A 23,169-nucleotide genomic window follows, 5' to 3' on the forward strand; every position below is an offset into this window, starting at 1 on the left:
GTTGTAAGCCTTTTATACTAAAAACTTAGTAACTTAAATTACTGTGAATGAACCATTTGTTCAAACTTCATGCCGGTTAATTTAGTAATTACTTTAATCACATAAAAGAAAATACCAATCATTGCCAACATAGACGGAATAGCAATAATAGGGTAACTGAGCAAGGTCATTTCACCAAGCTGCTCGTTAAACTCTACCGTACCCGCAGGGCTGGTCACTATCCACTTAGCAAGCACGTAATTCATAGTTGATGAAAAAGCAAAAGTAAGCGCTAAAATATAATTAGCCTTGGTAATTTGCTGCTTAAAACGCTGGGTATTACCGCGCGCATCTAACGTATCGTAAATTACATCTAACTTAAATAAAATCGAGTTTAACAGCACCTTTGCCAATAATGGCTTACCAAAAAAACCCGACATTAAAACAGTCAGGCCAATAATACCCGGTATAGCCGCTTCTTTTATTGCCAACCATTCTACATTAAGCTCAAACAGCGCAATGCCACCCGTTAATAAAGTACTTAAAAAACCTAATAATGAAATAAAATTTAACGAGCGTGCTTTAATAAAATCATAAATACCGTAACCCACAGGAAATATAAGCGCGACAATTAACCCTACAACGGTTCCTAAATATTCAGGCCCCGAAAACTTCATTAAAATAATTGAAGGCACTATAATATTAAAAACGACCTCAAATAATGGATTGTTTTTTTTACCTTTACTGTTATTTTGACCACTGGTTGTCATTCGTTACTTCCATTAATATATTATTGCTAAGACGAAAAGAGCACCTCTTCGCTACTGCCAAAGGCTATAATACTCGCAATACCTTCGCCATTCTAGCTTGTCGTTTTTGTATTGATTAAAAAGCCGAAAGGGAGCAATTATTTTTTGTGTATAAGTGCACAAACAGCCCTCTATTACGCAGGCAAACTCATATCGATGCCAGGTAAAGCCACCATCTGATCGCTAATAAGGCGGCGAATATCACGAATTATTGGCTGCTCGTTTTCAACTACTTGCTGCGATATAGCCACATACCCATGCCACGAAACATTATAGCCATGAGCAATGCGCGCCACCTCTTGTGGTTGAAACCCTTTTAATAATGGCTCTGGCACATAACCCCAACCTAGCTTGTCGCGTATTGCATCCCTAATTAACTCAAAGCTACTTAACGCAATATCGTAACGCTCAGATACATTAGTTTGAATGTCACTTTGGCTTAAATCTAAATAAGCAATTTGCGGCACACTGGCTAAGTCTTCATTACTTACATAGCGCATTTGCGTTAACGGATGATCTTTGGCAATAACCATATGCAATGCCACCCAGCCCAAAACTTGTAAAGGTAGCTGAGTATTTGCATACAAGCTCTGATCTAAGCAACAAGCTAAGTCCATAAAGCCCTCTTCAACCATTTGCTGCAACGCATTTGCACTCGCATAGTGCATTTCTAACGATATACCTGGGTAGCGCTTGCGAATACTGCGAATAATTTCGCGCCAAAAGGCTTCGGGTAAAGCATCATCACGGCCAATAACTAAGCGGTGTGGCAGTTGCTCGTCATCGTGCAGGCAGCGGTGCTTAATACTCTCAGCAAGGTTAATTAAGCGAATGCTATCGTCAATTATTTTTTCACCCGCGGGGGCTAATTGCATACTATTACCAGTGCGAATAAATAGCGCAGTACCCAACTGATCCTCTAGCGTCGATAGCGCCATACTCATAGTGCTACGATTAACCGACAAGCGCGCTGCCGCCTTAGCAATAGAGCCGGTTTGTGCAATCATCACAAAGTACTGTAACGACTCTAATTTCATCAAGCCCCCTTAGTGTCAATTATTTTGACTCTGAGCAATTATAGTATAAAAATAATAAGCAGTATTATACGCACAATGTTTTAGTATTAAGAGCAGGAAAAATGCATTGGATATATTTAATAATAGCTGTAACTCTTGAGGTTATAGGTACAACAGTAATGAAGTGGCTGGTAAACGAAGACCAGTTACTATTAGGTAGCTTATTTGTAACTTTAATGGTTGGCTTAGCTTATCTTGCTCTTAGCCAAGCCACCAGCAAAATTCCTATCGCACTTGCTAACGCCTTCTGGGAAGGTTTGGGGATGATATTAATTGCATCTGTGTCATTTGTATTTTTAGGCGAAGCTATTTCTATTGGCCAAATGTTTGCACTTTTATTAGCTATTATCGGCATTGTTATAATTAACAGCGGCCACGCTATGCAAGAGCAAAAACAATGACAGTATATTGGCTTTATATTCTTGGCTCAGTAATTTTTGACATTGCCGCCAACGTATTTTTAGAAATGTCGCACGGATTTAAACATAAACGCTTTGGCATACTTGCCATTGTTTTTATTATGGCCGCGTTTGCCTTACTCACCCTCGCTGTGCAAGGCATCCCACTGTTTATTGCCTACGCCACGTGGGGAGCTCTTTCAATTAGCGGTACTGCGCTGGCAACTTGGTTGTTGTTTGGTCATAAATTAAACTGGGTTGTTTGTTTTGGTTTAGCAGTACTTATTTTATCTATTGTGACAATGCAATTAGTTGGCCCCGCGTAAATACCTCTTATTAAAAACTAGCTAAAGTGCTCTGCAGTTCAAGCTAGTTTTTCCTGCTGTTTTGCCTTAGTTAACTTTAGGCTAAACTTCTAACTTAGTTGACTATTTTATAGCGCAACGCTATAACTTGTAACACGTTGCGCTGTGCCAACCTACAAAGTAGTAAATAAAAACTTAAAAGCGCACCGCTTGCTTAAGCTATCACTAGTTTAGGTTTGGCATTATTATACTTATTACCTTGAGGCATTTATGTTCAAGCAACTACAAGAAAAACATCAGCTTTCTATTCTGCTTATACTCAGTATTGTGTCAGTATTTGGTATTACGCCATTTATTATTATTCGTTTTATAGAAAATAACATAGTCGCAGCGCTAATTGACTTAGCCATTGTAAGCGGTATTTTAACCTTAGTCGGTTATGCCCATTACACTAAAAAGCCGCGCGTTATTAGCGCCGTTATTGCATTGCTTGTTAATATTGGCGTTATTGCCATTATAATTACCAACGGCATTAACAGTATGCTATGGGTTTATCCGGTAGTAGCCGTTACGTTTTTTTTAGTTAAACCAATAGAAGCGCTCATACTCACCCTTAGCAATGTGGCAATTATTGCGAGCATACCTAATTTATTCGATGTTATGCCACTAAACTCTTACTTTACAACCAACTTAATGCTAGCTGCCTGTGCTTTTGTATATGCCTCTTTTGGCAACAAGCAGCTTGCTTTACTTGCAGAACTAAACAGTACCGATCCTTTAACCGGCGCATTAAATCGCCGTGCGCTTAACGACGATACACTAGCCGCCATTTCGCGAGCAGAGCGTTATAACAGCACTTATTTATTAGCGTTTTTAGACTTAGACTTTTTCAAAAAGGTAAACGACGAATTCGGCCACGCCGAAGGAGACAGAGTACTAAAGCAATTAGTGTCAATTACCAATTCACATATAAGAGAATCAGATAAGCTATACCGCTTTGGTGGCGAAGAGTTTGTGCTAATAATTCCCGAAATCCCGCCCAAAGAGCAAGTTAGCTTTATAAACAAGCTACGCGAAACAATAAAAAACGAGTTGAAAACACCTACAGGTAACTCAGTTACTGTATCTTTTGGTGTTGCAGCTTGGGTACCGGGCACCACAGTTGCTAGCTGGTTTAAACGCGCCGACGATGCTATGTATCAAGCAAAAAAACAAGGCCGCGACTGCGCCGTATTTAGTAACGATTAGGTTCTGCTGACCTTTGCGGATTAAAATTCGTTCAAACTAGGGGCGAGTTAATCACGGCGCGAGGTTTGTAACCTAGTGGGCTCGACAACTGCTCCTGCGTTATTCTACTGGCTTACATCCATGTAAGAATAAGCAAAAACCGAGCAAAGCTTTTGCATCCTGCTCACGCCCCTAACAAAGAGTTAATTGCCCCTAAGAACCCTTCGGGCAGCGCATGTTTGGTATTGATTCTACGTTATCGCCTATTTATGGGGAATAACCACACCACATAGGCTCTGCCTTGCCTAAATACCAAACACACTGTTGCAAATTTAACCTTGAAAGATAAACAGACCCTAAAGCTTTGAAATAAGTAAGCTAAACTAACCACTTGGCCAAAATGGCTTTACCCATTATTTATCTTTGTTTAGCAGCGCCTTTAAGTCGGCAAACGGGTTATGTGTAGCCACCACCACTTTTTGCTCTGTAGTGCCGCCGTACAACACATATTCGTGATATTTATTATGCTCATTATCATGGCAATAAATACACAATAACTCCCAGTTACTACCATCATCAGGGTTATTATTATGGTCATGATCAATATGATGCACCGTTAACTCTCGTAAATTAGAATACTCAAACTCACGTGCACAGCGCCCACATACCCAAGGGTACAATCTTAACGCTTTAATTCGATAACCTTCTTCTTGCTGCTGATAAGCCTGCATACCACTCGTGGTTTTACTCATTAACTTATTACTACCGTCTTTTTACAATAAGCCCAGATTAGCCTTTAAAAACCACTTTGAACAGCGCCTTTTATTTTAACCACCGAGCTTTGGTTAAGATATTTACTAACACATTGAATAATAATAATGATGTTTAAACTTATTTTCTCTAGCCAGAGATTATCAGTGAAAATAAGGCGAATTTACGCGTTAATGGCTGGCCTATTGCAAATAAATTCAACGCAGTTAGCGCTGAAAATAGCTGCTTGAGATAAATTTATTATCCAGAGTTTAGGTTAACTATCCTCAAAGTTGTTGCTCACCTAAAAGCTTGGGTATAATGAGTACTTATGGCTGTATTTGTTAGCCTACAACTTGGATAAAACAATGAAAAAACTCTCTGCAGTGCAAATAAAACAGCAAGCGCTTGTCCTTAATATTGCCGATACACTCGAAAAACAAGGCCTAGCAGAACTCCCTGGTATGCTGCAATGCTGGTTTGACGTTCAATATCACTTATTCCCTGGCTCCTTATTACTGTGCTTTCAATTTGACAACGAGCAAGCCTTAGCTGCAGCAAAGCCAGAGTTATTAAAATGGCAAAAGCGCTTAAGCGCAGCCATGCTAAAAAAAGGCGTTGTTTTAAAAGATATGCGTAAACATTTAGTATTTACATTAGAAGCACCCGATAGCTAAATCAGGTTTATTACCGAGGATAAAAAGTAGATTCGGGGATTAAATCCCCCGGCTATAAAGTATAAAACCCACGGATGTTTTTAGCGTTTTCAAGATTAAACTGATTTACATGCGTAATCAGCTCAGGGAAAAATGCTAAAAATACAACATTCAATTCATCATAATGCTTTGCTATATCATCAACAGCACCAGCAAAGGTATTAGTAAAGCGAATGCGCTTGGCTATATTATCAAGTGCTAGCCCTACCCCATCAAGGGTTTCGTACTCTTTAAACCAATCGTTGTCGGTCATGTGTTTTACAACGTGCTGCATTCGCGGCGGCATTACAAGCATACGCTTATGCAAAAGCGCAAAGCTAGTTTGTTTAAAGTCGTTTAATGGCTGTAGATTATATTTTTGCCAATGCATAATTAAAAAGTGATCAAACACCACATCAATAGCCACCCCTGCAAAACGCTTACGCTTAGGTGAAAAATACTGTTTAGCCTCTTTAACTATAGGATGAGAGTCAGTAAATTTATCCACTAAATAGTGATTATCGAGCGCATTCTTTACCGTTATAGGTATCTGGTTTAAATGCCGTTGACCACCAAAGTCGCCCAGTAAATTACCAAAGTGCGAATCGGCCGTAGGCTGTGCTAAATAAAGATGAGCTAAATAATTCAACGTGTTCTCGGGTTTGGTTAATACCTTTTAGATAATAACGCAGTTGTAGATGAAATTCATATAAAGGAAAAGTGAAAGGCTTTAAGCTTCAAGGGAATGATATTTTAGTTCGTGATTTTTTCACCAATAAAACACAGGCTCCTGCGCTCCCCATAAAAAAGACAACACAAACCTGCTCCCCACCCAATTACAATTATGTTTGATTAGTTCAGTAAAGAGTCAGCCCTATTTTGCTATCAATGTTGCTGTATTTTTCGGTACTGCATGAGTCATAAAACGCCTTGCTTAACCTTAACTATTAAACCTGAACTCTGGTTAAGAGATTTACTAACGTATTGAATCATATTTATATTTAATTTTATTTTCTCTAGCCAAAGGCTTTCAGTGAAAACAAGGCGAATTTACGCGTCAATAGCTGGCCTATTGCAAGTAAATTCAACGCAGTTAGCGCTGAAAATAGCTGCTTGAGATAAGTTTATTATCCGGAGATCAGGTTATTAAGCTCACAGAGGCACAACACGTTATGACAACTACTTTTTTAAGCCAATTACAGCAAGTCGCACTGCAACAAGCCCTTATCAGCACCAAGCTTTTAAACAGCTACACATTAAAGAGCAATAACGCACCATCGCCCAAGCAACAAGCCTATAGCTTAATTGCTGTCGCGCTATACCGCTTTAATCTACAAAAAATAAAATGGTCATCTTTTTTAAAAACAGCCATAAATACAGCAAACAACACATGCCAATGGTTAGCCACCGAACTTGTCAGGTGCCAACAAGACTATAAAGCCCAACCTCATGACGCTGTAATTAGCGAACAAAGTGCATTCATTAGTGGTATTTTTAGCGAAGAACTCGCTTATATTGATAGTTTATTGGGGGCTGAAGCGTAAGCTCTTAAGTTTATTTAAGCAATTATGTAAACTGTCGGATGGCACGGCTGCGCCGCTTATCCGGCCTACCTTATTTGCGTTGAAGGTTTGGGGTCAAATCTTGACTTCACACATCAAGCTATCTCGCAGTTTTTCGAATTGTAATTTGACCTTATCATCTTCAATTATTAACTTATTTAGCCTACATACCGTTTGAGATATGGCTGAATAATGTTGAACATTAAAAATAACGGCTAACGCTTTTAAATTTTGCCCAGTTAAATCTTGGCATAATTTAATAGCAAACATACGTGGCAAGTTTTTCTCTTTTCGCCCTTTTTTAACCGTTACAATATCATGTGTATCTATACAAAAATATTTAGCTAAGTAATCAATTACATCATCCGTTGAGCGTTTTTTAATAACAATACTTCTTTCGCTATCTGGTATTGCTATATACCCCTTTATTTTTTCAATAAATGCGTCACAACCCAAAACTGAAAGTAACTTTTTAGCGCCATAAAACGTAATTACCTCTTTATTATTTTCATATTCAACAAACTGTTTGTACGCAGCATATTTACGATTTTTTCCTTGAAGCGAAAATATAAAGTCTCGAACTAGCCATTTTGGCGTCGCTGTTTTTTTGATGAAAGCTGAATAGCTAGACCATTTATAGTCAATAAGTACATCTACTAACGGTGTACTTGTTTCTATTGGGTTACGATGTATATAACGGCTAACATGTAGTAAGTAATTATCAGCATCCACCAGCACCGCCTTGTAGCGACCTCTAAACAGTGCACCATCTGTATTATGTGCTCTATTAAAATATTGCGTATAGAGGCCATTAATATGCTTCATGGCTCTGCCTAAATTTGCATCTGGGGTTTTTATTAACAGGTGGTAATGATTGGTCATTAAACAATACGAATGTACTTCAATATTAAAACGAAGGCTTGCTTGCTCAATGCAGTATAAAAAACACTTAAAATCGTCATCACTCAAAAAGGTATTTTCACGCCCTCTTCCGCGATTCATCACATGATAAAACGCATTTTCATACTCTATTCGCAGTGGTCTAGACATAATAATAAACTCAATGAGCAATAAACTATAAATCTAGACCATTGATGTATGAAGTCAAGATTTGACCCCTTTGGTTTGATGTGGTTTGATGTGGTTTGATGTATGAAGTCAAGATTTGACCCCTTTGGTTTTAGACATAATAATAAACTCAATGAGCAATAAACTATAAATCTAGACCATTGATGTATGAAGTCAAGATTTGACCCCTTTGGTTCAAAATGATGATTTAAGCGATGAGTTTTATGAGCTGCTAGAGGATGAAAGCTTAGATGAAGCGCAGCAGCAAAAGCTAGAAAAGAAATTTTCAAAAGAGATGCACGTAATTGTGCGTGATGACCGCCTTGAAACACTGGCTAAGGATATTGTTTATCACTTTCCAAGGCGTGGATACTTAGGTAAAGGCATGGTAGTCACGTTGGACAAGTTCACTGCTGTGAAAATGTATGACAAGGTTCAAAATCACTGGAAAGAAGAAATTAAGCGCCTTCGAGGTCTTGTTAAAAAGTCTACAAGTGACATTGAGAAAGCTCGATTTAAGAAAATTGTTGATTACATGCGCTCTGTCGAAATGGCAGTTGTTATTAGCGACCCGAAAGCGGATGAAGAAAGATTCGAAAAAGCTAATTTAGATATCAAGCCGCATATAGCTCGATTAGATCAATTAGATAAACACGGTCGCGATGTTGAATATAACTTTAAAGATCCAGAACATCCTCTTCAAATAGTTTTTGTTTGTGCCATGTGGCTAACAGGCTTTGATGCTCCTACTATATCAACGCTTTATTTAGACAAGCCTATGAAGGGACACACTTTAATGCAAACTATCGCGAGAGCGAACCGGGTGGCATCTCATAAAATAAAAGGATATAGCGGGAAGTTCATCGAAAAGAAAAATGGTGAAATTGTCGATTACTACAATGTTTTCCGCAACATGAAGGAGGCACTAAAAGACTATGGACAAGGCGACGTTGTTGGTGAGGATGAAAAAGAAGGTGAAATACCTTCAGTACAAGAAAAATCTGAGCTATTCAGATTGTTAGACGATGCAATCACTCAAGCTGATCATTGGTGTAAAGAAAGAAATATAAACCTCAAATCAATTGCTGATAGTGACGATATATTTCAAAACATAGAATTATTTGAAGAATTTGCAGATACCCTGTTGAGCAAGGATGAGTGGAGAAAGAACTTTTATGTTTACGATAATACCGTTTCTTCCCTGTTCGAGGCATGTAAACCAGAAATTTTGAAACAAAGTCGCCGCCCTCTTATTGCAGTTATCCAATATTTAAGAGGTATTGTTGATGCGCATGTTGAGCAAGTAGACATTGATGACTTAACTCGGAAAGTTTCTGATTTGCTTGATGAGAGTGTTGTTGTAGACAATACTGAAAAGTTTGCGGTTAAAGAACACAAAGCCAATTATCAAATAGTTCAAAAAGGTAAAACTTGGGACCTTTCCAAAATTAACTTTGAAAAGCTAAAGGAAGACTTCAAGGAAGCTAAATATAAAAACGTAGAGATTGCCGAACTCAAGGCATTTATTGAAGATAAGCTTCGCAAAATGATGGAGCAAAATCATACCCGAACTGATTTCGCCGAAAAACTTCAACAAATCGTAGAGCAGTATAACGCTGGCGGCTCATCAACAGAAAACTATTTTGATGACTTGATGAAGTTTACCGAAAGCATGAAGGAAGAAGATGAGCGTCATATGCGTGAAGGTTTGACCGAAGATGAACTCGAACTTTTTGATTTACTCAAAAAAGACAAAATTACAAGAGCTGAGGAACAAAAGGTTAAACTTGCAGCTAAGCACCTAATTCTAAGGCTACTTGATGGGCATCCGAAGGTATTGGTTCAAGATTGGTGGAAAGACGGTCAAACACAACTTCAGGTTAAGAATGCAATTGAAGAAGTGTTAGATAAAGACTTGCCTGAGAGCTATGGTCGAATTGAATTTAAAGAGAAGTGTGACAAGATTTATAGCTTGGTTGTAGATTTTTCTGCAAATAATAATAAGTGGGTAGCATAAGATAATGACATTAGTAGTAGCAGGATACAGACAAAGCAGTCTCTCTTGGGGAACACCCAGTACTTATGTGCCAGATAGGCGTTCAGGTATTTTTATGGTCGCTGACAGTATTATTAGTACTGTAACGGCAACAGGAAGAAAGCCTTTAGTCTCTGAGTTTAGAAAAATAATAGAAGTTCCGATTCATGTTTGGGAACCTCATTTTATTGGTGAAAACTTTCACGACTATATAAAAGTATTTAACTCTCACAAATGTTTAATCGCCTTTGCGGGCAGTACTCTAACAGCGCAGCACATAATCAACTGTATTACAGGTCATTTAGGGAAGCTAAGAATTGACTATAAATCAGGTGAGAAATTTGAATGTGTTGTTAGAAAAAGCTGCGATCCAAACAATTTGATATCAAATGGTAGATCTAGCATTTATGATGAAGATATCTTTATCCCAGATCGAGATTATCAAAATTTGTTATCTGCCGAGTTTGTCTCAGATGTTGTGGAGCATTCCATAAATAAGGCACTCGAATCGAAAATGAAACACGTCATAGACCAACAAGCCTTGGATGCAATGCGCACTGAAATTATGCTTGGTCTTACATGCCCGATAAAAAAAGTTGATCACCTTTACACATACTCATTTAGAATTAGAAATATCCCAGGAGGTGGGGTTGAAGCTTATTGCCAAAAGGATTTGGTACAAGCAAACGATATTGGCATCTTAGGAATGATTAATACCTATGGTCCACAGGCAAAAAATGTCGCTCAAAAAGCCATGACCACAGGCAATACATTACAAGAGGACATTACTGATTATGTAGTTCAAACAGTTAAAAACGATACTACATATGAAATTGGTTTTCCATTAGCAGTAAAAACTATTGATGGTAATCAAATAACTTTTAATTATATTAGATAATAACGCTTAAATAATTAATTCATATCCTCAAAAAAATAGAAAAGGTGAGCCACTAGGCTCACCTTTTATCCATTCGCAAACTTATTTATTCACGTTCGCAAACTTATTTATCATGAACAATAACAATTATTAATCGCGGTATGTCTCAACCGGTGGGCAAGCACACACTAAGTTGCGGTCGCCGTATACGTCGTCAATACGTGTTACGGTTGGCCAGAACTTGTTTTTAGCCACGCTTGCCACTGGGAATGCTGCGTAAAAACGGTCGTATGCACGGTCCCATTCGTTACCTAACACGTCGCCTTGGGTGTGCGGTGCAAACACTAACGGGTTGTTTTCGATAGACCATTCGCCAGAGATTACTTTGTCGATTTCGCTCTTAATTGACACCATTGCTTCGATGAAGCGGTCGATCTCAACCTTAGACTCAGACTCGGTAGGCTCTATCATTAACGTGCCCGCTACTGGGAACGACATAGTAGGTGAATGGAAACCGTAGTCTTGTAGGCGTTTAGCCACGTCCATTTCAGTAATACCCGACAACTCTTTAAGCGGACGCAAGTCAACAATACATTCGTGCGCAACACGGTTGTTACGGCCACGGTATAAAATTGGAAAGTGCTTGCTTAGCTCATGCGTTAAGTAGTTAGCATTTACAATTGCCATTTCAGTGGCTTGTTTTAAGCCCTCTGAGCCCATCATGGTAATGTAAGCCCACGAAATAGGTAAAATAGACGCTGAACCATATGGCGCTGCCGATACCGCTCCATTACCTTCGTTAGTACCTGGTACGTTAATAATGCTGTGGTTAGGCATAAATGGCGCAAGGTGCGATTTAACACCAATTGGGCCAACACCTGGGCCACCGCCACCGTGTGGAATACAAAAGGTTTTATGCAAGTTTAAGTGCGATACGTCTGAGCCAATAAAGCCTGGGCTAGTTACGCCAACTTGCGCGTTCATGTTTGCGCCGTCCATGTAAACTTGGCCGCCGTGCTGATGAATAATATCGCAAATTTCACGAATTGTTTCTTCGTATACGCCGTGTGTAGATGGGTAAGTGATCATAATACACGATAAGTTTTCGGCTACCGCTTCTGCTTTCGCTTTAAGATCGGCCATGTCTACGTTACCGTTTTTATCACAATCAACCACCACAATTTTCATGCTGGCCATTTGTGCCGACGCTGGGTTAGTACCATGCGCCGAGCTTGGAATTAAACATACGTTACGGTGAGCGTCGCCGCGTGACTCGTGGTATTTACGAATGGCAATTAAGCCTGCGTATTCACCTTGAGCACCTGAGTTAGGTTGCAATGAAACCGCATCGTAACCGGTAATGTTTACCAACCAATCATGCAGTTCGCCCATCATAATTTGATAGCCTTGTGCTTGATCTAGCGGGCAAAATGGGTGCAAGTTTGAAAATTCAGGCCAGGTAATTGGGATCATCTCAGCAGTCGCGTTTAGTTTCATAGTACATGAACCTAACGAGATCATTGAGTGATTAAGCGCTAAGTCTTTGTTTTCTAGGCGCTTAATATAACGTAGCATTTCAGTTTCGCTGTGGTACGAATTAAAGTTAGGGTGCGTTAATACTTCGTCATCACGCTCTAAGCTTGCTGGAATTGACGTGCTGCCATTGTTTTCAATATCGGCTGCAATTGCATCAACACTTAGGCCATGGCCTTCGCCTAATACAATATCAAATAACTGCGCTACGTCTGCACGTGTGGTGGTTTCTGATACGGCAATTGAGTATTCGCCATCGCGGTTAGTAGCAAAGTTAACACCGCTTGCTAGTGCACGCGCAATAACGTCGGCTTTGCTATCGCTTACTACCGTTAGGGTATCAAACCAGGTGTTGTGTTTAAGGCTCACGCCTTTAGCTTGTAAGCCTGCAGCTAAAATATCGGCAAAGCGATGAATACGCTGAGCAATAGTTTTTAAGCCTTGTGGGCCATGGTACACAGCGTAAAACGCTGCCATGTTGGCAAGTAATACTTGCGCGGTACAAATGTTTGAGTTGGCTTTGTCGCGGCGAATGTGTTGCTCACGCGTTTGCATTGCCATACGCAGTGCATCGTTACCTAAACGGTCTTTAGATACGCCAATAATACGACCTGGTAATGAACGTTTGTACGCGTCACGTGTTGCAAAAAATGCAGCATGTGGGCCACCGTAACCCATAGGTACACCAAAACGCTGCGCCGAACCTAATACTACGTCTGCGCCTAATTTACCCGGTGCTTTTAATAGTAATAAACTCATAATGTCGGCAGCAACACAGGCAATTGCCTTTTTGCTTTGTACGCCAGCAATTAGGTCGGTAATGTCTACCACTTCACCAGTTGTTGATGGGTATTGAAATAACGCGCCAAAAATCTCATGGTTAACAGCGTCGGCTGCTTTGCCAACAATTATTTCAAAACCAAACTGCTCGGCGCGGGTGCTTACTACGTCAATTGTTTGTGTGTGTACGTCGTCGGCAATAAAAAATGCATTGGCTTTTTTCGCTTTAGATACACGTTTTGCAAGGCCCATAGCCTCTGCTGCAGCGGTTGATTCGTCAAGTAACGATGCACTTGCTAAATCTAGGCCGGTTAAATCTAGGGTCATAGTTTGAAAGTTAAGTAGCGACTCTAAACGCCCTTGCGCTATCTCTGGCTGATATGGAGTGTACGCAGTATACCAACCTGGGTTTTCTAGTACGTTACGTAAAATTACGTGCGGTACATGTGTTGGGTGGTAGCCTTGGCCAATATACGATTTGAAAACTTTATTTTTGCTTGCTACTGACTTTAAGTAGCTTAGTGTTTCAACTTCGGTGCGGCTTTCGCCCACGGTTAAAGGCTGCTCAAGGCGAATACCTGCAGGTACAGTTTGACCGATCAGCTCTTCAACACTCGATACTTCAAGCGCGCTAAGCATATCGCTTACTTGCGCTGGGCTTGGCCCAATATGGCGGCGAATAAAATCTTGCGTTTGCTCTAACTGCTCAAGAGATTTGGCGTTTGACATGTGTCCAGATTCCTATGATCCAAAAAATGTGATTATTACTAATGGGTAACCAGCAATAACTTAAAATTAATATGATTTAATAACTTACAGTGTATGGAAAGGTAAGCAGCAAAATCATAAAAGCCCCAATGTTTTAAATAATGGGGCTTTTTACTCACTAAAGATTAATCTTCGTCAATAGTGTTTGCGTAGTCTTCTGCATTTAGTAGGTTTTCAAGCTCAGACTCATCTGATGCTTTAATGCGAAATAACCAGCCGTCACCAAACGCGTCGGTGTTAACTGTTTCTGGTGCGTCTTCTAGCTCTTCGTTAATTGCAACAATTTCGCCACCAATTGGTGCGTAAATGTCTGATGCTGCTTTTACCGATTCTGCTACTGCACACTCTTCGCCTGCATCTACTTCGTCGCCTACTTCTGGAAGTTCTACGAATACCATGTCGCCAAGTAACTCTTGCGCATGTTCAGTAATACCAACAGTAAACGTACCGTCACCTTCGTTGCGAACCCACTCGTGTGAAGAGGCATACTTTAACTCGCTAGGGATATTGCTCATTTTGTTTTGTCCTTTGGTTTATATTGGGTGATAGCACCAAAATTAAATTTATTTATACTTTAAAGTATTGATTTACCGTTACGTACAAAGCCAGGCTTTACTACTTTTACGGTAACTAATTTTTTACGCATTTCTACCTGAGCGGTGTCGCCCGTTGAACGTGGTACACGTGCAAGCGCTACACTGTAACCCAGTGTTGGTGAAAAAGTGCCAGAAGTAATAACACCTTCGCCACCATCAACAATTACTTTAGAGCCACTGCGCAAGATACCTTTTTCTTCTAGCACTAGGCCTACTTGTTTATCAGTGCTTTGGTCGGCGCGTTGTTGTACTAGTACATCACGGCCAATAAAGTCACGACTTTGTGGTTCCCATGCAATAGTCCAAGCCATGTTAGCCGCTAGTGGCGATACGCTTTCGTCCATATCTAGGCCATAAAGGTTCATGCCCGCTTCTAAACGTAGCGTGTCGCGTGCGCCTAAACCTGCTGGTGCAACTCCTGCGTCTAACAGTTGTTGCCATAAATCGGCAGCTTGCTCTTTTGGCACTACAATTTCGTAACCGTCTTCGCCAGTATAACCCGTTGTGGCAATAAATAAATCACCTGTTTGCACGCCAAAAAACGGTTTCATACCCTCTATTGCTGCATTTTGCTCAGCTGTTAATAATGTGGCAGTTTTAGCTTTAGCGTTAGGGCCTTGCACTGCAATCATGCCAAATTCGTTACGCTCTGTAACGGTAACGGCAAAATCGGCTGATATTTTAGCAAGGTGAGCTAAGTCTTTTTCGCGGGTTGCTGAGTTAACAACTAGGCGATAAGAGGTGTTACTGAAAAAATAAATTATTAAGTCGTCAATTACGCCGCCTTGCTCATTTAGCATTGGGGTATATAACGCTTTACCAGGTACGGTAAGTTTAGCAACATCGTTTGCTACTAGTTTTTGTAAAAATGCTTGTGCTTGCTCGCCTTGTATATCAACAATGGTCATGTGCGATACGTCAAACATACCGGCATCGTTGCGTACTGCATTGTGCTCTTCTATTTGCGAACCGTAGTTAATTGGCATTTCCCAGCCATGAAAATCAACCATTTTAGCGCCCGCTTCAAGGTGCTTAGCATAAAGTACTGTTTTAGAAGTCATGATATTCCTTCACTTTTAAATTAACCCAGTTATTTGGGCGTGGCCTCAATTTAATGAGGGGGAATAATATGGCCTGCGTTTAACGCCTGCCAAATTGTAATTAAACACAGCCAAATATTAATACTAAGCTGTGAGCACCCAAGTTAGGGTGAATATTTTACGCTGCAGCGCCTTGAATAAGGGCAAAGCCTTGGGCTTCCATATACTCTTGCCACTTTTGCAGCTCAGGAGTTTTAGCCACCAGTACAAATTGTTGCTGGTCGTTTTTATTTATGGCTGTGATAAATACGTCACCGCTTTGCGTACCGTAACATAATTGTGCATCTGAAAGACGTAAACCCGGCGTTAATTTAAAGGCTTCTACAATTGAGTCAAAGGCATTACTGCCGCTTAAAATAAAGCTTGCTAGGTCAGTACGCATAACATAATCAATGTCATAACGCAGTTGTTGCTCGTTTATAAGTGCTTGTAATTGCAGACTTGCGCAGTGCGGTAATATAAATCTAAAAGCAGTTTCGCTAAAGCAGTAAACGGCATAGCTATAATCAGAATTAAAATCGCCATCAAGGGTGCCAATTAAACCCAAACCACTGGCAGTTAACTTAGTTAAATCGTGGCCTAGTATATTACTTAAAAATACCGAGGCTTCTGTGCCGCTAAAGTCTATTACAACGTGGTTGTTGCTGGCCTGCAAAGAATTAATAACCGCGCTGTTAGCTTTGCTATGGCGGGCAAACATAATGGGGCTAAAAGTCATAACAAACACCTATCAAACTTATAATATCAAAAGTATATTGCTCCCGCTGTACAACAACAAATTGTAATTATTAATCAATTGATAAATAATGCTTATATATATGGCGATATTAATTGTGATTTTAAATATGAAAAACATTTCAACAGATAGTTTACGCACTTTTGTAATGGTAGTAGAGGCTAGCGGCTTTGCTAAAGCCGGCGATTTACTTGGCTTATCGCAACCTGCGGTTAGCCTGCAAATAAAGCGCTTAGAAGATTTGCTCGGTTATAAATTATTTAAAAAACAAGGCCAACGCCAAGTGCTTAATCAATATGGCGAGCTATTATTGCCAATGGCTAAACAAATGATGCAACACAACGATGCCATTTTGCAGCTATTTACCTCAGAAAGTATTACCGGCCGAGTACGTTTGGGTATTCCAAGCGAATTTGCAGCGCGTATTTTACCCTCTATTATTGGCGACTTTGTAGCTTTATACCCTGAAGTATCACTGGAAGTTAAATCGCGTTTAAGTAAGCATTTATTATCGCAAGAACGCCAAGATCAGTTTGATTTAGTACTGGCACTCAACGAGCAGCTCGACTCGGAGCAATTTCCTATTTTTAAGCAAGATCAGCTGGTATGGGTGGGCGACTTGTCGCTGGCACAAAACGACACTGTTACTTTGGTTACCGCTCCCGAGGGGTGTATTTACAGACGCCGAGCTATAGAGGCGCTAGAAAGGTCGGGAATAAAGTATCGTATTGTGTATAGCAACGCCGATTTAACTGGGCTTATTGCTGCGCTAAAAGAAGGCTTAGGCATTACAGTGCTGGCTAAAAGTACTGTACCAAACGAGCTAAACTATCAACTTAAAACCAAATTTTTACCATCCTTGGGTGATATTGGTATTAGCTTAGTAAAAACGGCCAGTGAGCCAGAAAATGCCGTTTTTAAACTGGCCGAATTTATAAAACTTCGCTTAGGCTAACCTGCTTTATACACATACTAGCCAACAAATCTTCATATATTAAAAGTTATATATATGAAGATTTTTAGTTATAAAAACTTACATACGTAAACGCTGAATAACATTGATTCTCATTCGTTAACGTGTTTAAATTGCGCCTATTTAGTTAATTGACCCAATTTAGGATAGTCTCAATGGCACATAAGTTTTTAGTATCTACCCTTGCAACTGCGGTTGCCTTGTCTATTAGTGCAACTGCAATGGCAAAAGATATGGGTAAGGTAGAGCGTAACTTTGAACAAATTACAGTTATAGGCTCACAACAAGCTATTAACGATATTCCGGGCTCTGCAACGTTTATTTCGGATGCTGAGCTGCAAAAATTTGAATTTACCGACATTTCTCGTGTTTTAGCCTCTGTACCTGGTGTTTACGTACAAGAAGAAGACGGCTACGGCCTGCGCCCTAATATAGGTATGCGCGGAACTGGCACTGGTCGTAACGACAAAATATCAGTAATGGAAGATGGTGTACTTGTAGCACCTGCGCCTTACTCGGCTCCTTCGGCTTATTACTTCCCTACTATGGGCCGCATGGAGTCTATTGAAGTATTAAAAGGTGCTGCATCGGTTAAATATGGTCCACGTACTACAGGCGGCGTTTTAAACTTATTATCGCGCAGCTTACCAACCGAGCCTAATAGCTCAACAGGTATGCTTGATGCTGCCTTAGGTAGCGATGGCTACTATAAAGGCCATGCTTATTTTGCCAAAGAAAAAAACAATACCGCGGGTTTAATTGAAGTATTTACCTACGGCGCAGATGGTTTTAAAGACCTGCCAGTTGGCGATGACAACACCGGCTTTGAAAAAACTGACTTACTATTAAAGTTAGGCCATACATTTGGTAAAAATGACGCGCATAACCTTGAGCTAAAAATTAAGTATTCAGACGAAACATCAGACGAAACTTACATGGGCTTAACCGATGCCGATTACCAAGCAACGCCATACCGTCGTTATGCGGCATCGCAAAATGATGAAATGAATACCCGTCACAATGCTTATCAACTTAACTATGCATATCGCTTTGGTGCAGGTTACGAACTACTTGCTACGGCATATTTAAACGACTTTCATCGTAACTGGTATAAAGCCAGTAAAGTAAGCGAAAGCTACCTTGAGCAATACAGCGAATTTGAAGCCAACCCTACCGCACAAGGTATTGAAGGCATTGCTATAAAAGCAAATAACCGCGACTACCAAGCTAAAGGTATTCAGTCTGAGCTGCATATCCCTGCTGGCAATCACTATATAACTGTGGGCATGCGTTACCATGAAGACGAAATGGATCGCTTTCAGTGGCAAGACGAGTACACGCTTAATCAAGACTTAAGCATGACACTGACAGAGCGCGGAGTTCCGGGTTCTGACAGTAACCGCGTAGATAGTGCCACTGCACGTACTTTATTTATTCAAGACGAATGGACGCTAGATGCATTAGTGATCAGTGCAGGCCTGCGCTTCGAAGACATTACGATTACCCGTGAAGAGTGGGCAAAGTCGGATCCTACACGCAGCAATGGTTTAACTAAAAATGTGTCGAACGACACTGATATTTTAGTGCCGTCACTCGGTGCAACTTACACAGTAAACGACAACATCACTCTACTTGCTGGTATTCAACAAGGTTATGCGCCAGCCGCGCCGGGTAATGCCGACCAAGAAGAAGAAAAAAGTGTAAATATTGAATTTGGTTCACGCTATAACGTAAGCGGTATTAATGGTGAAATTATTGCGTTTTATTCTGATTACGACAACATGCACGGTAATTGTACTGCCGCTGTAGGGTGTAGCGATGAGAACATTGGCGATCAATATAACTATGGTGAAGTAGCTGTTTCTGGCGTTGAATTTAGTGCAGGCCATACTTTTAACACCGATACTGTTATGTTCCCGGTTAAGCTAACTTACACCTACACCGATTCTGAATTTAAAAACACTTTTGATTCAGAAATTTGGGGCACAGTAGAAAAAGGCGACGCTATGCCTTACGTGCCAAAAAACCAAGTAGCACTCTCTATGGGTGCTGAATTATCAGCATTTGTTGTACACAGCCAACTGCGCTATGTATCTGACTCACATGCAGATTTAACCGACTCTGGCTTAAATGCTATTAATAGCCGTGTGGTATGGGATTTAGCCGCTAAATACCGCATCGACGACAATCAAAAAGTATACTTAAGCGTTGATAACTTGTTTGATAAAACCTACATTGCTAATCGTGCTAATGGCGGTATCCAACCAGGTAAGCCTCGTACCCTACAGTTGGGCTACACTTACAGCTTTTAAGCTGGTTAAACGGCTCACTAACAGCGGTAATAATTTTTTATGCAGGAAACACTACACATCTAAATTATTGCCTTGTTATTGAACCGTTTATAACAACCGCATTAAATTACGAACACAAAAAAACCGAGGTTGAATTTTCAACCTCGGTTTTTTTATTGCTTCAACGAGCCAGTTAATAACTTAGTTATTAACGCTACGTTGGCGTAATACTTCAAATAAACAAATACCTGTGGCTACCGATACGTTTAAGCTTGAAACCGTTCCCGCCATAGGTATTTTAACTAACAAGTCGCAATGCTCGCGGGTTAAACGGCGCATGCCTTCGCCTTCGGCACCCATAACAATAGCCATTGGCCCTGTTAAGCTGGCATCAAATACGTGGTTATCTGTTTCGCCTGCAGTGCCTACAACCCAAACACCAGCGTCTTTAATTTCGCGCAATGTACGTGCAAGGTTAGTAACCTGAATAAGCGGTACTGTTTCGGCTGCGCCACAGGCAACTTTACGCGCTGTGCCGTTAAGCTTAGCTGAGCGATCTTTAGGTACAATTACAGCATGTACGCCAGCGGCGTCGGCACTACGTAAACATGCACCTAAGTTATGCGGATCAGTAATGCCATCAAGCACTAACAAAAATGGAGTATCTTCACGTGCAATAATCGCATCAAGATCTTTTTCGTTAAACGTTGGTGCTGCTTTTACGTTGGCAATAATACCTTGATGCTGCTCGCCTTTTGATTTGCTATCAAGGGCTTTGCGTTGCATGTACTGTACTGAAATACCAAATTTAAGTGCTTCATCAATAATCGGGGTTGAGCGTTTATCGTCACGCCCTTTAAGCGCGTAAATTTCTACAAAACGCTCTGGTTCGCTTGCTAAAATCGCTTCAACAGAATGAAAACCAAAAATTAATTCATTACTCACGTATTTTCTGCTCCTGGGGTATTACGTTTGCGGGCATTTTTGCCTACTCTTTTAGGCTTTTTAACGGCCTTTTTTTTCGGTTTTTTATTTGCTGTGGCATCTACTGCTTTTTTGTCAGCTGGTTTAGTTGCCGACTTATTTGCAGGTTTACCTTTATCTTTGCTTGCTGGCCTTTTTTTACCTTTAGGTTTTTCATCGCCATGCGATTTTTTACCCGGTACTTTGCCTGCTTTTAACTGTGAACGTACACTCGCAGGTGCATGCTCAGATTTATCAGTGCCTTTTGGCCCACGGCGGCGCGTGTATCGGTCTTGCGCTTTATCGCCTTTAAGGGTTAAGTTTATGCGTCTGTCTTCTAAGCTAACCGATGCAACACTTACCGTTACTTTATCGCCAAGGCGATATACTTTGTGCGTTTGCTCGCCTATTAAACAATGTTTTGCGGCATCATGGGCAAAAAACTCATTGCCTAAGTTGGCAACATGAATAAGGCCATCAATTTGCAAATCATCTAAACGAATGAATAAACCAAAATTGGTTACCGATGAAATAACACCATCAAACTCAGTGCCAACGTGATCTTGCATAAACTCACATTTTAACCAATCGGCTACTTCGCGAGTAGCATCGTCGGCGCGGCGCTCTGTGGTAGAACACTGCTCACCTAACTTATCTACTTCGTCATCTGTGTATGCGTATTCGCCTGAAGTATGTTGGCCTTGTGCTTTTAGTACCGCTTTTATAGCTCGATGCACTACTAAGTCGGGGTAACGACGAATTGGTGAAGTAAAGTGCGCATAAGCAGATAAGGCTAAACCAAAGTGGCCTATGTTATCTGGTTGATACACAGCTTGCTTCATTGAGCGCAGCAGCATGGTTTGAATAAGCTCTGCTTCTGGGCGATCGCCTAAACGAGCTAGCACTTGAGTAATTTCTTTAGGTGTTGGCTCGTCGCTTAACGTGCTCTCAATACCAAGTTCGCCTAAAAACTTAGTAAAGTTACCTAGTTTTTCGCTATCTGGCTCGTCATGGACACGAAATAGCGCGCTGGCTTCGTGTTTTTCAAGTAATTTAGCCGCCGATACGTTGGCTAAAATCATACATTCTTCAATAAGTTTGTGCGCATCGTTACGAATAACCGGCACTATCGATTCTATTTTACGCTGTGCGTTAAATACAAAACGAGTTTCGAGAGTTTCAAACTCAATTGCACCACGCTCTTGGCGAGCCGATTTAAGCGCTAAATACATTTGCTGTAAATCGGTTAAATGTGGCACTACATGCGCATATTCTTTACGTAGTTTTTCATCGTTTTGTAAAATGGCATTTACTTTGGTGTAAGTTAAACGTGCATGCGAATTCATTATCGCTTCGTAAAACTTATAACCCGAAAGCTTGCCCGAATCTGACACTGTCATTTCGGCAACCATACATAAGCGATCAACTTCAGGGTTAAGCGAACATAAGCCGTTAGACAATACTTTAGGCAGCATAGGAATTACTTGCTCAGGAAAATACACTGAGTTACCGCGCTCTATGGCTTCTTTGTTTAGCGGGGTGTTCATACCTACGTAATGCGACACATCGGCAATAGCAACCCATAAACGCCAACCACCTGACTTTTTAGGCTCACAATAAACGGCATCATCAAAGTCGCGTGCGTCTTCGCCATCTATGGTTACTAAAGGTAGGTCGCGTAAATCTACGCGGTTTTGCTTGTCAGCCTCGTCAACAAATTCGCCAAGGTGGGCTACTTGCGCTTCAACTTCTTCAGGCCAAACGTGCGGAATATCGTGGTTACGCAGGGCAACTTCTATTTCCATACCTGGGGCTAAATGCTCGCCAAGTACGTCAATTACTTTACCTACCGCGTTCATATTTCGGGTGGGGTTTTGCGTTATTTTAACTTGCACCATTTGGTTATGGCGCGCGCCGTTTTCGCTTCCCGGTAAAATCATTATGTCTTGGGTAATACGCGGATCTTCGGCAACCACTACGGCAATACCATGCTCAACAAAATAGCGGCCAACAATAGGCGCGCGCTCGTTGGTAAGTACTTTTATAATACGTGCATCGCATTTTGAGCCAGAGCCACGTTTAGTGCCTTTAGCAAGTACAATGTCGCCATGTAACACCATGTTCATTTGGTGCTTAGCAATAAACCAATCTTTATTCTCGCCTTCAACTTCTAAAAAGCCAAAACCGTCTCTGTGGCCTACTACTTTGCCTTTAGTTAAACCGGCTTCGTCAATTAGGGCGTAACATTTATGCTTATTAAAATACAGCTGACCGTCACGTTCCATAGCACGAAGGCGGCGTTTAAATGCGATTTGCCGTTCTTCATCGTTTACCGCTAGTTCTTCACATAACTGTGCATAGTTAGCAGGTTTTGAACGCTCTTGAAGGTGAGTAAGTATAAACTCACGGCTAGGGACTGGGTTTTCGTACTTTTCTTGTTCTCGACTGAGATTTGGATCTTGGTTTGACATTCACTATCTTGTTAGTTTGGTTATGTAGGTATTTTAACCCATATAGCTAAAATGAGACAGGTAAAAGCTATTAAACTTTTAATAAAGCACTTTTACCTTACTTTTTGTATTTAAAAACTTAGCCTAACCGGGCTTAACCCGCCCTTAATTTTGTGGCGGGTTTATTCTGCTATAAGT

General features: G+C 40.7%; 20 protein-coding genes. 9 read left to right on the forward strand and 11 right to left on the reverse strand.

What is annotated here, in order from left to right; all coding sequences use genetic code 11:
• Window positions 1-38: 38 nt before the first annotated feature.
• Both I6F41_RS01870 and I6F41_RS01875 read right to left on the reverse strand, forming a co-directional pair.
• Window positions 39-749, reverse strand: a complete 711-nt coding sequence (locus I6F41_RS01870) for a VC0807 family protein (protein WP_011329108.1) — start codon at window positions 747-749, stop codon at window positions 39-41.
• 173 nt (window positions 750-922) lie between these two features.
• On the reverse strand, window positions 923-1,825 hold the full coding sequence (locus I6F41_RS01875; protein ID WP_011329109.1) for a LysR family transcriptional regulator: 903 nt from the start codon (window positions 1,823-1,825) through the stop codon (window positions 923-925).
• Window positions 1,826-1,926: 101 nt separating this feature from the next.
• Here I6F41_RS01875 and I6F41_RS01880 point away from each other — a divergent pair, with 101 nt between their 5' ends.
• The 3 genes from I6F41_RS01880 to I6F41_RS01890 all read left to right on the forward strand — a co-directional run bounded on the left by I6F41_RS01880 (window position 1,927) and on the right by I6F41_RS01890 (window position 3,815).
• Window positions 1,927-2,265, forward strand: coding sequence for a DMT family transporter (locus I6F41_RS01880; protein WP_011329110.1), 339 nt, complete (start codon window positions 1,927-1,929; stop codon window positions 2,263-2,265).
• On the forward strand, window positions 2,262-2,588 hold the full coding sequence (locus tag I6F41_RS01885) for an SMR family transporter (RefSeq protein WP_011329111.1): 327 nt from the start codon (window positions 2,262-2,264) through the stop codon (window positions 2,586-2,588). Before I6F41_RS01880 ends, I6F41_RS01885 begins: the two co-directional genes overlap by 4 nt.
• A 249-nt stretch (window positions 2,589-2,837) precedes the next feature.
• Complete coding sequence (locus tag I6F41_RS01890) at window positions 2,838-3,815, forward strand: GGDEF domain-containing protein (protein ID WP_182683940.1); 978 nt, start codon at window positions 2,838-2,840, stop codon at window positions 3,813-3,815.
• Between the two features lie 392 nt (window positions 3,816-4,207).
• Here I6F41_RS01890 and I6F41_RS01895 read toward each other — a convergent pair whose 3' ends face one another.
• Window positions 4,208-4,546 (reverse strand): YajD family HNH nuclease, encoded by a 339-nt coding sequence (locus tag I6F41_RS01895; protein ID WP_041454557.1) that lies wholly within the window; start codon window positions 4,544-4,546, stop codon window positions 4,208-4,210.
• A 366-nt stretch (window positions 4,547-4,912) separates the two neighbouring features.
• Here I6F41_RS01895 and I6F41_RS01900 point away from each other — a divergent pair, with 366 nt between their 5' ends.
• Window positions 4,913-5,221, forward strand: coding sequence for a hypothetical protein (locus I6F41_RS01900; RefSeq protein WP_011329115.1), 309 nt, complete (start codon window positions 4,913-4,915; stop codon window positions 5,219-5,221).
• Between the two features lie 52 nt (window positions 5,222-5,273).
• On the opposite strand, the gene I6F41_RS01905 is transcribed toward I6F41_RS01900, so the two are convergent.
• Window positions 5,274-5,888, reverse strand: coding sequence for an acyl carrier protein phosphodiesterase (locus tag I6F41_RS01905; protein ID WP_182683939.1), 615 nt, complete (start codon window positions 5,886-5,888; stop codon window positions 5,274-5,276).
• Between the two features lie 523 nt (window positions 5,889-6,411).
• Here I6F41_RS01905 and I6F41_RS01910 point away from each other — a divergent pair.
• Window positions 6,412-6,783, forward strand: coding sequence for a hypothetical protein (locus I6F41_RS01910; protein WP_182683938.1), 372 nt, complete (start codon window positions 6,412-6,414; stop codon window positions 6,781-6,783).
• Between the two features lie 93 nt (window positions 6,784-6,876).
• On the opposite strand, the gene I6F41_RS01915 is transcribed toward I6F41_RS01910, so the two are convergent.
• On the reverse strand, window positions 6,877-7,851 hold the full coding sequence (locus I6F41_RS01915; protein WP_182683937.1) for a transposase: 975 nt from the start codon (window positions 7,849-7,851) through the stop codon (window positions 6,877-6,879).
• 199 nt (window positions 7,852-8,050) lie between these two features.
• On the opposite strand from I6F41_RS01915, the gene I6F41_RS01920 reads away from it, so the two are divergent.
• Both I6F41_RS01920 and I6F41_RS01925 read left to right on the forward strand, forming a co-directional pair.
• Complete coding sequence (locus I6F41_RS01920; protein WP_231613351.1) at window positions 8,051-9,886, forward strand: type I restriction enzyme endonuclease domain-containing protein; 1,836 nt, start codon at window positions 8,051-8,053, stop codon at window positions 9,884-9,886.
• Between the two features lie 4 nt (window positions 9,887-9,890).
• The gene (locus tag I6F41_RS01925; RefSeq protein WP_182683936.1) at window positions 9,891-10,802 is read left to right on the forward strand and encodes a hypothetical protein; all 912 of its coding nucleotides are present in this window, start codon (window positions 9,891-9,893) and stop codon (window positions 10,800-10,802) included.
• Window positions 10,803-10,931: 129 nt separating this feature from the next.
• On the opposite strand, the gene gcvP is transcribed toward I6F41_RS01925, so the two are convergent.
• From gcvP to I6F41_RS01945, 4 genes are all read right to left on the reverse strand, one after another.
• Window positions 10,932-13,823: an aminomethyl-transferring glycine dehydrogenase gene (gene gcvP / locus I6F41_RS01930; RefSeq protein WP_182683935.1), complete on the reverse strand. Its 2,892-nt coding sequence runs from the start codon at window positions 13,821-13,823 to the stop codon at window positions 10,932-10,934.
• 164 nt (window positions 13,824-13,987) lie between these two features.
• On the reverse strand, window positions 13,988-14,377 hold the full coding sequence (gene gcvH, locus I6F41_RS01935; RefSeq protein ID WP_011329122.1) for a glycine cleavage system protein GcvH: 390 nt from the start codon (window positions 14,375-14,377) through the stop codon (window positions 13,988-13,990).
• 59 nt (window positions 14,378-14,436) lie between these two features.
• Window positions 14,437-15,519 (reverse strand): glycine cleavage system aminomethyltransferase GcvT, encoded by a 1,083-nt coding sequence (gcvT, locus tag I6F41_RS01940; protein WP_011329123.1) that lies wholly within the window; start codon window positions 15,517-15,519, stop codon window positions 14,437-14,439.
• A gap of 157 nt (window positions 15,520-15,676) precedes the next feature.
• The gene (locus I6F41_RS01945; RefSeq protein ID WP_182683934.1) at window positions 15,677-16,276 is read right to left on the reverse strand and encodes a hypothetical protein; all 600 of its coding nucleotides are present in this window, start codon (window positions 16,274-16,276) and stop codon (window positions 15,677-15,679) included.
• 127 nt (window positions 16,277-16,403) lie between these two features.
• Here I6F41_RS01945 and I6F41_RS01950 point away from each other — a divergent pair, with 127 nt between their 5' ends.
• Together I6F41_RS01950 and I6F41_RS01955 are read left to right on the forward strand one after the other, a co-directional pair.
• Window positions 16,404-17,249 (forward strand): LysR family transcriptional regulator, encoded by an 846-nt coding sequence (locus I6F41_RS01950; protein ID WP_011329125.1) that lies wholly within the window; start codon window positions 16,404-16,406, stop codon window positions 17,247-17,249.
• A gap of 173 nt (window positions 17,250-17,422) precedes the next feature.
• A complete protein-coding gene (locus I6F41_RS01955; protein WP_086993267.1) occupies window positions 17,423-19,579 on the forward strand; it encodes a TonB-dependent receptor family protein in 2,157 nt (718 codons plus the stop codon).
• A 180-nt stretch (window positions 19,580-19,759) separates the two neighbouring features.
• On the opposite strand, the gene rlmB is transcribed toward I6F41_RS01955, so the two are convergent.
• Window positions 19,760-20,503 carry a 23S rRNA (guanosine(2251)-2'-O)-methyltransferase RlmB gene (rlmB, locus tag I6F41_RS01960; RefSeq protein ID WP_011329127.1) on the reverse strand — a complete coding sequence of 248 codons (744 nt, stop codon included), beginning with the start codon at window positions 20,501-20,503 and terminating at the stop codon, window positions 19,760-19,762.
• Entirely contained in the window at window positions 20,500-22,992 is a 2,493-nt protein-coding gene (rnr, locus tag I6F41_RS01965) for a ribonuclease R (RefSeq protein WP_011329128.1), read from the reverse strand. The genes rlmB and rnr overlap by 4 nt, the downstream gene beginning before the upstream one ends.
• Between the last annotated feature and the right edge of the window lie 177 nt (window positions 22,993-23,169).

The sequence above is a fragment of the Pseudoalteromonas sp. SCQQ13 genome (assembly GCF_015864415.1).
Classification (GTDB): domain Bacteria; phylum Pseudomonadota; class Gammaproteobacteria; order Enterobacterales; family Alteromonadaceae; genus Pseudoalteromonas; species Pseudoalteromonas nigrifaciens.